The organism is Massilia sp. METH4 (assembly GCF_037094685.1).
GTDB lineage: Bacteria > Pseudomonadota > Gammaproteobacteria > Burkholderiales > Burkholderiaceae_D > Rugamonas.
Map to the genome: position 1 here is coordinate 5,470,791 of NZ_CP146614.1, position 12,103 is coordinate 5,482,893.

General features: G+C 62.0%; 9 protein-coding genes and 3 tRNA genes. 2 read left to right on the plus strand and 10 right to left on the minus strand.

The genetic code is table 11. The annotated features are described in order from the left end of the window. Nucleotide 1: 1 nt before the first annotated feature. On the minus strand, nt 2-754 hold the full coding sequence (locus V6Z91_RS24105) for an ABC transporter ATP-binding protein (protein ID WP_338762184.1): 753 nt from the start codon (nt 752-754) through the stop codon (nt 2-4). A 100-nt stretch (nt 755-854) separates the two neighbouring features. On the opposite strand from V6Z91_RS24105, the gene V6Z91_RS24110 reads away from it, so the two are divergent. Both V6Z91_RS24110 and mnmH read left to right on the plus strand, forming a co-directional pair. Beyond that, entirely contained in the window at nt 855-1,463 is a 609-nt protein-coding gene (locus tag V6Z91_RS24110; RefSeq protein ID WP_338762187.1) for an arylesterase, read from the plus strand. After that, entirely contained in the window at nt 1,460-2,515 is a 1,056-nt protein-coding gene (gene mnmH, locus V6Z91_RS24115; RefSeq protein WP_338762190.1) for a tRNA 2-selenouridine(34) synthase MnmH, read from the plus strand. The genes V6Z91_RS24110 and mnmH overlap by 4 nt, the downstream gene beginning before the upstream one ends. A gap of 84 nt (nt 2,516-2,599) precedes the next feature. Here the strand turns inward: mnmH and V6Z91_RS24120 are convergent, their stop codons facing one another. The 9 genes from V6Z91_RS24120 to tig form a co-directional block, all read right to left on the minus strand. Further along, complete coding sequence (locus V6Z91_RS24120) at nt 2,600-4,495, minus strand: SurA N-terminal domain-containing protein (RefSeq protein WP_338762192.1); 1,896 nt, start codon at nt 4,493-4,495, stop codon at nt 2,600-2,602. A gap of 371 nt (nt 4,496-4,866) precedes the next feature. Continuing rightward, a tRNA-Asp gene (locus V6Z91_RS24125) sits at nt 4,867-4,943 on the minus strand. 39 nt (nt 4,944-4,982) lie between these two features. Further along, nucleotides 4,983-5,059: transfer RNA gene (locus V6Z91_RS24130), tRNA-Asp, on the minus strand. Between the two features lie 54 nt (nt 5,060-5,113). Next, nucleotides 5,114-5,189: transfer RNA gene (locus V6Z91_RS24135), tRNA-Val, on the minus strand. Between the two features lie 96 nt (nt 5,190-5,285). Next, nucleotides 5,286-5,558, minus strand: coding sequence for an HU family DNA-binding protein (locus tag V6Z91_RS24140; RefSeq protein WP_107142294.1), 273 nt, complete (start codon nt 5,556-5,558; stop codon nt 5,286-5,288). A gap of 215 nt (nt 5,559-5,773) precedes the next feature. Further along, on the minus strand, nt 5,774-8,185 hold the full coding sequence (gene lon, locus V6Z91_RS24145) for an endopeptidase La (protein WP_338762212.1): 2,412 nt from the start codon (nt 8,183-8,185) through the stop codon (nt 5,774-5,776). Nucleotides 8,186-8,459: 274 nt separating this feature from the next. Continuing rightward, nucleotides 8,460-9,728, minus strand: a complete 1,269-nt coding sequence (gene clpX, locus V6Z91_RS24150) for an ATP-dependent Clp protease ATP-binding subunit ClpX (protein ID WP_338762214.1) — start codon at nt 9,726-9,728, stop codon at nt 8,460-8,462. A gap of 249 nt (nt 9,729-9,977) precedes the next feature. Further along, a complete protein-coding gene (clpP, locus tag V6Z91_RS24155; protein WP_130189322.1) occupies nt 9,978-10,604 on the minus strand; it encodes an ATP-dependent Clp endopeptidase proteolytic subunit ClpP in 627 nt (208 codons plus the stop codon). Between the two features lie 140 nt (nt 10,605-10,744). Then, nucleotides 10,745-12,085 (minus strand): trigger factor, encoded by a 1,341-nt coding sequence (gene tig, locus V6Z91_RS24160; RefSeq protein WP_338762226.1) that lies wholly within the window; start codon nt 12,083-12,085, stop codon nt 10,745-10,747. Nucleotides 12,086-12,103: the final 18 nt, after the last annotated feature.

Genomic DNA, 12,103 nt, shown 5'->3' on the forward strand with positions numbered 1-12,103 from the left:
CTTACACGAGGCGCCCTGCCGCGATGGTGATCGTGCGGGCGCAGCGCGCCGCCATGGCCGGGTCGTGCGTCACCAGCACGAGAGTCGAGCCGTGTTCACGGTTCAGCTCGAACATCAGGGCGATCACGGCTTCGCCGGTCGCCGCATCGAGGCTACCGGTGGGTTCGTCGGCCAGCAGCAGCGGCGGCTGCGTGACGAAGGCGCGCGCCAGCGCCACGCGCTGCTGTTCGCCGCCGGACAGGTATTTCGGGTAATGCTTCAGCCGGCTCGACAGTCCGACGCGGCCCAGCATCGCCTCGGCCTTCGGCCGTGCATCGTCATCTCCGGCCAGCTCCAGCGGCAGCATCACGTTCTCGACGGCCGTCAGGTGCGGCAGCAGCTGGAACGACTGGAACACGAAGCCCAGCTTGGCCTTGCGCAGCGCGGCGCGGCCGTCCTCGTCCAGCGCGAAGATGTCGACACCGTCGATCAGCACTTTTCCCTCGCTCGGCGTATCGAGGCCGGCGAGAAGACCCAGCAAGGTCGACTTGCCGGAACCCGAGGCGCCAACGATTGCCAGCGTCTGCCCCTTTTGCACGGTAAAATCCACGCTGTGCAAAATGGTCAGCTCGCCACTCGCATCGGCCACGCGCTTGGACAGGCCCGTTACCGCGATCGCGGTGGCGCCGGCGGCGCCGGCCGCATGCACACCGTCATGGTGCGATGCAGGCGAGTCCGGAATGAAATTGCTGCTCGCGTGAGGAAAATCTGGCATGGTTCGAGGTCTGCTTCGCTTGGTTAAAGGGTTCAATTCGGGGTTAAATTCGGGGTTAAATTCGGGGTTCGATTCCGGGTTCGGTTCGCGATTCTGGTTGATGCTGGGCGCCACGCTGCTGCTCTGGGGCGGCGCAACGAGCGCCTATTCTGCCCCAAAAACCCTGCTCGTGGTGGGCGACAGTCTGTCTGCGGAATACGGCCTGGCGCGCGGTGCCGGCTGGGTGGCGCTGCTCGAGCGCAAGCTGCAAGCGCAGAAATTCGATATCCGCATCGTCAACGCCAGCGTCAGCGGCGAAACCACCAGCGGCGGCCGCACGCGGCTGCCCGGCCTCTTGAAGAAGCACAAGCCCGATTACGTGGTGCTCGAGCTGGGCGCCAACGACGGCTTGCGCGGCCTGCCTGTCCCGGCCGCGGACAGCAACCTGCGCGCGATGGTGAAGCAGGCGCGCGAGGCCGGCGCGCGCGTGCTGCTGGTCGGCATCCGCATCCCGCCCAATTACGGCCGCGATTATTCGGAAAAATTCTTCGCCATGTACGGCGCCATCAGCCGCGATGAAAAAGTGGCGCTGGCGCCCTTCATGCTCGATGGCGTGGCCGAGAAAATGGAAATGTTCCAGGCCGACCGCATCCACCCGCTGGCCAGCGCGCATCCGACCATCCTGAACAATATCTGGCCGCACCTGCTGCCCATCATAAGGACGAAATGAAGTATCCCGAAATCCTCTCCATCGACGACGTGCTGGCCCGCCTGGACGAGTTCGACACGATCATCGATGCCCGCACGCCGGGCGAATTCGCGCTCGACCACCTGCCCAATGCGATCAACTGCCCGGTGCTCGACGACGAGCAGCGCGTGGTGGTCGGCACGCTGTACAAGCAGACCGGCCCGTTCGAAGCGAAGAAGGTGGGCGCGCCGATGGTGGCCGCCAACATCGCCCACCACATCGACACGCTGTGGCACGACAAGCCGCGCGAATGGAAACCGCTCGTCTATTGCTGGCGTGGCGGCAACCGCAGCGGCTCGATGGCGCACATCCTGGCGAAGATCGGCTGGCCGGTGGTGCAGCTCGAAGGCGGCTACAAGGCCTTCCGCACGCGCGTCAACGCCGACCTGGAACAGGCGCCGGAGCTCGATTTCCGCGTGATCTGCGGCACCACGGGCAGCGGCAAGACGCGCCTGCTGGACACGCTGGAGGCGATCGGCGCGCAGGTACTGGACCTGGAACAGCTGGCGGCCCACCGCGGTTCTGTGCTGGGCAACCTGCCGTGCCAGCCGCAACCCACGCAAAAGGCGTTCGAGACCTCGATCTGGGACCGGCTGCGCCGCTTCGATCCCGCATTGCCCGTCTTCGTGGAATCGGAAAGCAAGAAAGTCGGCGCGCTGCGCGTGCCTGCCGCGCTGATGGAACGGATGCGCGCCTCGCCCTGCATCGCCTTGCAGGTGCGGCGCGAGCACCGTGTGCAGCTGCTGATCGAGGACTACCAGCACTTCGCCTGCAATGCGCCGGCGCTGAACACGCAGTTGTCCTACCTGACGGACCTGCACGGCAAGGAAAAGATCGGCAAGTGGCAGCAGATGGCCCTGGAAGGCAAGATGCCGGAGCTGGTCGACGAGCTGCTGGTCGACCATTACGACCCGGCGTACACGCGCTCGATCCACCGCAATTTCACCCAGTATGACCAGGCGCGCGCGATCGAACTGCCCGACATCTCGCCCGCTGCGTTCCTGGCCGCGGCGCGAGCCCTGCACGAGGCCTGACGCGGCCCGGCCGCGCATGGCGGTCGACCAAACGAAAAAGCCACCCGAGGGTGGCTTTTTCCTTGGCCGCCCGGGCTGGCGGAATTACTGCTCGCCCTGCGCCTTCGCGTCGGACGGCTTGTGCACGATCTTCACTTTCGCTTTTTCCTTCAGCACTTCGACATAGTTCACCATGTCTTGCTGGGCGACGATGTTGCCGATCTGTTCGCGGGCCGATGCCAGGCGCGCTTCGTCAGCGGTGGCCGGCTGGTGCACCTTGCCGATGCGGTAGATGCCATAGCCCATGCCCGGCAGCTCCACGCCCACGTAGGCCGGCAGCTTCGACACGTCGGCGCGCAGCACGGCGCGTGCGACCGGCGGTGGCAGGCTCTGGGCATTGGCGCGCGACACGGTCTTCACGGGGCTGAAGCCCGCGACATCGTCGGCTTTCTTCAGCGCGGCCAGCTTGGCTTCGCCGGCGGCCTTGGCGGCCTTCACCGCCTCCTCCACCGTCACGCGCTGGCGGATCTCCGCGGCCACGTCGGCCAGCGGTTTTTGCGCCGCCGGCTTGAATTCAACGATGCGGCCCGATACCAGCGTGCTCGGCGCCACTTCGATGGCTTCCGTATTGCGCTTGTTCTTCACCACGTCATCCGAGAACAGCGCGGTCAGGAACTTCGCGTTGTTGTACGGTGCCGGAGCCTGGCCCGGAGTACGCGTGACGCCTTCGGCGGTCTCGATCTTCAGGCCCAGCTTGTCGGCTGCCGGCTTCAGGCTGTCGGACTGTTCATAGACGGTGTTGGTGAAGGTTTCCACCACTTCCGAGTATTTCTTGCCGGCCTTCTGCTTCTTCAGGTCGGCGGCCAGTTCCGTCTTCACTTCGTCCAGCGGTTTCACGGCGGCGCTCTTCAGCGAGGTCACGGTGATCACGTGGTAGCCGAATTCGGATTCGACGACATTGCTGATCTCGCCCTGCTTCAGCGCGAAGATCGCCTGTTCCACGGAAGGCACCAGCGAGCCCTTCTCGATCACGCCCAGGTCACCGCCCTGCTCGGCCGAACCCGGGTCTTCCGATTTCGCCTTCGCCACCTGCGCGAACGTGCCGGGAGCCTTCTTCAGGTCCGCTACGATTGCCTCGGCCTTGGCCTTGGCGGCAGCTTTGTCGGCCGGCTTCGCGTCCTTGTTCACGGCGACCAGGATATGGCTGGCGCGGCGCTCTTCGGGCGCCGTGTAGCGGGCCTGGTTGGCCTTGTAGAAGGCGGCGACTTCCTCGTCGGTCACGCTGACCTGGTTCTCGATCGCCTTCGCGTCCAGCACCACGTATTCGATGCGGGCCTGCTCGGGGATCGCGAACTGCTTGGCGTTCTTGTCGTAGTACGCCTTCACCATCTCGTCGGTGACCTTCACGTTCGCGATGAATTGCTGGACCGGCATGGCCAGTTCCTGCACGTCGCGCTCCTGCTCGGTCAGGTCCGTCACCAGCTTCGTCACCGTGCGCGGCGCGAAGGCGCTGGCCTGGATGCCGCTGACGAGCTGCTTGGTCGCCAGGTCGTTACGCAGCGTTTGCACGAAGCCTTCGGGGGTCAGGCCGGTATTGTTGGCGATGTAGGCCGCGAAGCGCTCCTGGTCCAGCTTGCCGTCAGCCTTCACGGCGCCGGGGACTTCCTGGGCGATCTCGCCGAGGGTGCGGTTGATGGTGGCATCCGGCACGGTCAGGTGGCTGCGCACCAGCTCCGCGCCGACGGCGCGCTGGGCGATCAGGTTGTCCAGCACGCCCTGCCTGAACTCGGGCGTGTCGAACAGCTTCTGGTCGAACTGCTCGCCGAAGCGCTGGCGGTACTGGTCCAGCTGGCGGCGCAGGGCGTTATCGAACTCCTGCTGGGTCACCGGCTTGCCATCGACCTTGGCGAGCGTGTTCGCGCTGTCGCCCATGCTTTCGTAACCCTGCACGCCGACGAACACGAACGATGGAATGATCAGGATCGCCAGCAAAATCTGCATCAGTTTCTGATGCGTACGTATGAATTCAAACATGGCCTATTTATCGGTTATGCACTACATAAAAAAAAGGCGAACAATAGCGTTCGCCCCTTTCGCTGCTCTCGCGATTATAGGGGTGGTGTTCCGAGGTGGCAAGGTGAGCGGTTGAAATATCGGCAAGAAGGGCTGTGGTGGACGCGGTGCGAGGCGAAGGCGCCGGAACGCATGCTGAACCCAAGGGCAAAAGCGGGGGCAGACCCGTCCTGCGGCCCACGGACTCACTGGTAGGCGAATCCCTTCGAGGCCCGCCGGGCTGCCCGCAGGGGCAGCCCTCCACGGCGGCAGAATCAGAAACGAAAAAAGCCTGCTTTCGCAGGCTTTTTCTCTGACTCTGGCGGAGCGGACGGGGCTCGAACCCGCGACCCCCGGCGTGACAGGCCGGTATTCTAACCAACTGAACTACCGCTCCCGGTAGTGTATATCGCGCTTGCTGGCGAAGCCTGAATTCTGGCGGAGCGGACGGGGCTCGAACCCGCGACCCCCGGCGTGACAGGCCGGTATTCTAACCAACTGAACTACCGCTCCAGAATAACGCTCGATACTGTTTGCTGCATTTCACGGTTTGGCAGGTCCGGAAACTGGTGGGCGCTGAGAGGGTCGAACTCCCGACCTAATCCTTGTAAGGGATCCGCTCTACCAACTGAGCTAAGCGCCCGCTTTGTTGCCTTCCCGTTTTTGCATTCCCGTTATTACCTTCATTGCCGGCCTTGCGACCAGGTCGGTGAACGGCAGAGCCGCTCACCGAAGGCAATTAGTTTACTGCATCCTTCAGCGCTTTACCAGCCTTAAATTTCGGCACTTTCGCTGCATCGATCGTGATCTCTTCCTTCGTGCGCGGGTTGCGGCCGGTACGGGCAGCGCGCTCGCTCACCATGAAGGTGCCGAAGCCGACCAGGGTAACGCTGTCGTTCTTGGCCAGAGTGGTGGTTACGCCATCGATCATCGCGTCCAGGGCGCGCGCCGCGGCCGCCTTGGAGATGTCGGCGGAAGTGGCGATATGGTCGATCAGTTCAGTCTTGTTCACAGCTTGTTCCCCGTCACAAAGGTTTAAATCGTTTATACCGTATGCATCGTTTATTGGCGACGCGGCACGGTACTTGTTAAGGCAGAGAAAAATCTCAGGCCGTATTAGACAAGCCACACTTGCGTTGTGTCAAGACTTCAATTTGTAAAAAACACCCCCTGAAAAGCAAAACGGACGCCCGAAGGCGTCCGTTTTGTGCGGCCATGAAAAACAGGTCAGTGCTTGACCACGTCCGTCTGGCCGTCCGGCTTCTGGGCAGCCGCGGCCACCGGTTCCACCGCCGGCACGTCGGCGAGCGGTTCCGGCTGGCGTTCCAGGGCGATTTCCAGCACCTTGTCGATCCAGCGCACGGGCACGATCTCGAGCTTGTTCTTGACGTTGTCCGGGATCTCGGCCAAGTCCTTCACGTTCTGCTCGGGGATCAGCACCGTCTTGATGCCGCCGCGATGGGCCGCCAGCAGCTTCTCCTTCAGGCCGCCGATCGGCAGCACTTCGCCGCGCAGCGTGATCTCGCCCGTCATCGCCACGTCCGCGCGGACGGGGATGCCGGTGAACACCGACACCATGGCCGTCGTCATCGCGATACCGGCGGACGGACCGTCCTTCGGCGTCGCGCCTTCCGGCACGTGGATGTGGATATCCTGCTTCTCGAACGCTTCCGGCTTGATGCCCAGGCGCTGCGCCCGGCTGCGCACCACGGTGCGGGCCGCCTCGATCGATTCCTTCATCACGTCGCCCAGCGTACCGGTGCGGATCACGCCGCCCTTGCCCGGCATGATGACCGATTCGATGGTCAGCAGGTCGCCGCCCACCTCGGTCCACGCAAGACCCACGACCTGGCCGACCTGGTTTTCCTTCTCGGCCACGCCGAAGTCGTAGCGGCGCACGCCCAGGAACTTGTCCAGGTTCTTCGGCGTCACGATCACTTTCTTCTCGGACTTCTTCAGGAGCAGCATCTTGACGACCTTGCGGGCGATCTTCGACACCTCGCGTTCCAGCGAACGCACGCCGGCTTCACGGGTGTAGTAGCGGATCACGTCGCGGATCGCCGCCTCGGAGACCGAGATCTCGCCTTCCTTCAGGCCGTTGTTCTTGATCTGCTTCGGCAGCAGGTAACGCAGCGCGATGCTCGTCTTCTCATCCTCGGTGTAGCCCGACAGGCGGATCACTTCCATCCGGTCCAGCAGCGCCGGCGGGATGTTGTACGAGTTCGACGTCGCCACGAACATCACGTCCGACAGGTCGAAGTCCACCTCGATGTAGTGGTCCGAGAACGTATGGTTCTGTTCCGGGTCCAGCACCTCGAGCAGGGCCGACGACGGGTCGCCGCGGAAGTCCGCGCCCATCTTGTCGATCTCGTCGAGCAGGAACAGCGGGTTACGCACGCCGACCTTGGCCAGCGACTGCAGCACCTTGCCCGGCATGGAACCGATATAGGTACGGCGGTGGCCGCGGATCTCGGCTTCGTCGCGCACGCCGCCCAGGGCCATCCGCACATACTTGCGGTTGGTGGCGCGGGCGATCGACTGGCCCAGCGAGGTTTTACCCACGCCCGGAGGACCGACGAAGCACAGGATCGGCGCCTTCAGCTTGTCCACGCGCTGCTGCACCGCGAGGTATTCCAGGATGCGTTCCTTGACCTTCTCGAGGCCGTAGTGATCCGTTTCCAGCACCTTCTCGGCATTGGACAGGTCGCTGTTGACCTTGGATTTCTTCTTCCAGGGCAGCGACACGAGCGTGTCGATGTAATTGCGCACGACGGTGGCTTCGGCCGACATCGGCGACATCAGCTTGAGCTTCTTCAGCTCGGCGTTGGCCTTATCCAGTGCCTCCTTCGGCATCTTGGCGGCCTGCACCTTCTTCTCGAGTTCGTCGAAATCGGCGCCCTCTTCGCCCTCGCCCAGTTCCTTCTGGATGGCTTTCACCTGTTCATTCAGGTAGTACTCGCGCTGCGACTTTTCCATCTGGCGCTTGACGCGGCCGCGGATGCGCTTTTCCACCTGGAGAATGTCCAGCTCGCCTTCCAGCTGGCCGAGCAGGTGCTCGAGGCGCTTGGCGACGTTGAAGATCTCCAGGATCACCTGCTTCTGCTCGAGTTTCAGCGGCAGGTGGGCGGCCACCGTGTCGGCCAGGCGGCCGGCATCGTCGATGCCCGACAGCGACGCCAGGATCTCGGGCGGGATTTTCTTGTTCAGTTTGACGTACTGGTCGAACTGCTGCACGATCGCGCGGCGCATCGCTTCGATCTCGGAATCGTCGCCGATCTCCGATTCCAGCGGCTGCAGCTCGGCCACGAAGTGCGTGGGCGTGTCGGAAATCTTGCGGATGCGCGCGCGCTGCGCGCCCTCGACCAGCACCTTCACGGTCCCGTCGGGCAGCTTCAGCATTTGCAGGATATTGGCGACGCAGCCGATCTCATAAATATCGGAGGGGGAAGGTTCGTCCTTGGCGGCAGCCTTTTGTGCGGCAAGCATGATGCTCTTGCCCTGCTCCATTGCCGCTTCCAGCGCCTTGATCGATTTTGGACGCCCCACGAACAGGGGTATCACCATATGCGGGAAAACGACGACATCCCGTAAAGGCAACAACGGCAGTTGGGTCTGCTCAGTTAATTTGGAAGTTGTCATGGCGTACCTTATGTAAAAGCATGTTTATGATGTAGGCACTCGCAGCCGAATCACAAGACCCGCCGCCGGAAATAATTCTTCTCAACATTGTTGAAAATATTGGCAGCGTTGCTCTAAAAGACAGCAGCTAATAAAAAAAGCCACGCGCGACGAGCGCCGCGAGTGGCTTTCCGAGTGAAGCCTGCTTCTCTTATTGGTTTCGATTGTACTGCGTTGCTCTAAGGATGCAAAACGCTTTTTTCGCCCGGTGTGCAGTGCTTAATTCCTTGATAAATCAATTCTCGCCGGAGGCTTTTGGCGTTTCCTGATAAATCAACAATGGCTTTGCACCCTGGGTAATCGTATTTTCATCGATGACCACCTTGGTGACATTCTGCTGATTCGGCAGGTCGTACATGATATCGAGCAGCGCGTGCTCCAGGATCGAGCGCAGGCCGCGGGCGCCGGTCTTGCGGGCCAGCGCCTTGCGGGCAATGGCGTGCAGCGCGGCTGGGCGGATTTCCAGTTCGGCGCCTTCCATTTCCAGCAGCTTGCTGTACTGCTTGACCAGCGCGTTCTTCGGCTCGACCAGGATCTGGATCAGCGCCTCTTCCGTCAGTTCGGACAGCGTGGCGACCACCGGCAGGCGGCCCACCAGTTCCGGGATCAGGCCGAACTTGATCAGGTCTTCCGGCTCCGCTTCCATCAGGATGTCGCTGTTGGAACGCTGTTCCTTGCTCTTCACCGTGGCCGAGAAGCCGATGCCGCTCTTTTCCGAACGGTTCGAGATGATCTTGGCCAGGCCGTCGAAGGCGCCGCCGCAGATGAACATGATGTTCGTGGTGTCGATCTGCACGAAGTCCTGGTTCGGGTGCTTGCGGCCACCTTGCGGAGGCACGGAAGCCATCGTGCCTTCGATCAGCTTCAGGAGGGCCTGCTGCACGCCTTCACCGGATACGTCGCGCGTGATCGACGGGTTATCGGACTTGCGCGAGATCTTGTCGATCTCGTCGATGTAGACGATGCCGCGCTGGGCCTTCTCCACATCGTAATTGCAGCTCTGCAGCAACTTCTGGATGATGTTCTCGACGTCTTCACCCACGTAGCCGGCTTCGGTCAGCGTGGTGGCATCGGCGATCACGAACGGCACGTTCAGCATGCGCGCGAGCGTCTGCGCCAGCAGCGTCTTGCCGGAACCGGTCGGGCCCACGAGCAGGATATTGCTCTTGGCCAGCTCGACGTCGTCCTTCTTGCCCAGGTGCTTCAGGCGTTTGTAGTGGTTGTACACCGCCACCGACAGGATGCGCTTGGCCGTCTGCTGGCCGATCACATACTGGTTCAGCAACTCGGCGATCTCGTGCGGCGTCGGCAGGTCCGACTTGGCGCCCGTGACGGATTCGATGCTGGACGTCTCGTCGCGGATGATGTCATTGCACAAATCAATGCACTCGTCGCAGATGAAGACGGAGGGCCCGGCGATCAGCTTCTTGACCTCGTGCTGGCTCTTGCCGCAGAAGGAGCAGTACAGAAGTTTTTCGCCGCTGGAAGATTTTTTGTCGGACATGGGACGTTTTCTTTAGTTACAAGAATGGGTGTTGCAGTACAAGTTGCTAACTGAACCGCTGTTATGGCAAGCGATGTTACGACACACGATGCGCGAACCGGTGCGCATGTGATGAGGCAAGAAGTCCTGCACACAACCACATGCTACCCGAAATAAAAATAAAACGCCCGGAACGGTGTGGCGTCCGGGCGTATATTTCGCGTTTTCGCTGCGACGCGCTCGCCACGGAGCAGCCCCGCTTGCGCTCGATCAAGCGCGGGTCGTCAACACCTTGTCGATCAAGCCATATTCCGCCGCCTCGTCACCGGACATGAAACGGTCGCGATCGGTATCCTTGGCAATCTGATCGATCGTCTGGCCGGTGCGCTCGGCCAGGATACTGTTCAGGCGATGGCGCAGGTACAGGATTTCCTTGGCCTGGATTTCGATGTCCGAAGCCTGGCCCTGGGAACCGCCGGACGGCTGGTGGATCATGATGCGCGAATTCGGCAGCGAGAAACGCTTGCCCTTGGCGCCGGCGGCCAGCAGGAACGCGCCCATCGACGCGGCCATGCCGGTGCACAGCGTCGATACGTCGGGTTTGATGAACTGCATCGTATCGAAGATCGCCAGGCCGGCCGAAACGGAGCCACCGGGCGAATTGATGTACAGCGAAATATCCTTGTCGGGATTTTCGCTTTCCAGGAACAGCAGCTGTGCCACGATCAGGTTGGCCATCTGGTCGTTGACGGGGCCGACCATGAAAATCACGCGCTCTTTCAACAGGCGCGAGTAGATGTCATACGAGCGCTCGCCACGGCCGCTCTGTTCGATAACCATCGGCACCAGGCCGAGCATTTCCGTGTCCAGTGCCGGATTGCGGTTCATTCCGATCATTCCTTTTCCTTGTGAAGCGCACCGGCCGGCTGACTCCTTGGATAAAGCCAGCCGGCCGGTGCCGGATGTTAGCAGGGGACTACGCACCCGACAAAACCTTCATGGCTCGCCCTGGAGGTTTGGTCAGGCGCTCTAGCGACTTAGCCCTGTGCTGCGCTTCCCATCAGTTCGTCGAACGGGACTTCCTTGGTCGACGTCTTCGACAGGCCCAGGACGTAAGTGACGACGTTTTCTTCCAATACAAGGGCTTCCACTTCAGCCAGGCGGCGGCGGTCGCTGTAGTAGTACTTCAGCACTTCGCGCGGATCTTCGTAGCTTTGTGCGAAGTCTTCGATCTGCGCCTTCACCTGGTCAGGCGTGGCTTGCAGTTCGTTGTCGCCGACCAGCTTCGACAGGATCAGGCCCAGGCGCACGCGGCGCTCGGCCTTGTCCTTGAACAGCTCCGGTGGGAATGGTACATCTTTTACGTTCATGCCGCGGGCCGCCATGTCCTGGCGGGTCATCTCGGCCAGGCGTTCGGTATCCTGGTCGATCAGCGCCTGGGGCACGTCCAGCTTGGCGGTCGCCACCAGGGCGTCCATCACGGCTTCCTTGTTGCGCGCCTTGACGCGGCCGTTCACTTCGCGTTCCAGGTTGACCTTGATGTCTTCGCGCATCTTGGCCAGGTCGCCATCGGCCACGCCCAGCGACTTGGCGAATTCGGCGTCGACTTCCGGCAGGTGTGCCCATTCCAGCTTCTTCAGCGTGATGGTGAACTCGGCGGTCTTGCCGGCCACGTCCTTGCCGTGGTAATCCTCGGGGAAGGCCAGCGGGAAGGTTTTGGCCTCGCCCACTTTCAGGCCCACGGTCGCTGCTTCGAATTCCGGCAGCATGCGGCCTTCGCCCAGCACGAACACGTAGTCTTCGGCCTTGCCGCCAGCGAACTCTTCACCGTCGATCTTGCCCACGAAGTCCACGGTCACGCGGTCGCCGTTGGCGGCCACGGCTTCGCCGCCGTCGCCATGCTCGCCTGCCTCACCCTTGGTGTGGAAGTGCACGCGCTGCTTGCGCAGGATGTCGATCGTCTTGTCGATCTCGACGTCGGTGACGGACGATTTCACGGTCTCGATCTCGACCTGGGACAGATCGCCGATTTCCACTTCCGGGTATACCTCGAAGGTGGCATCGAAAGTCAGCTGGCCTTCCGGCGAGCCTTCCTTCGGCTCGATCTTCGGGAAGCCGGCAACGCGCAGGTTGTTTTCATTGGCGGCGTCGTTGAAGGCGCGGCCCACCTTGTCGTTCAGGACTTCGGTCTCGATCTGGTAGCCGTACTGGGCTGCCACCATCTTCATCGGCACCTTGCCCGGGCGGAAGCCGGGAGCGCGCGCGGACTTGGCCTGCACCTTCAGGCGCTTTTCCACTTCGGAACGGACGTCCGACAGCGGGAAGGAAATCGTGATACGGCGTTCGAGTTTGCCCAAGTTTTCGACAGCAGTTGCCATGTAAAAATCGTCCAAAAA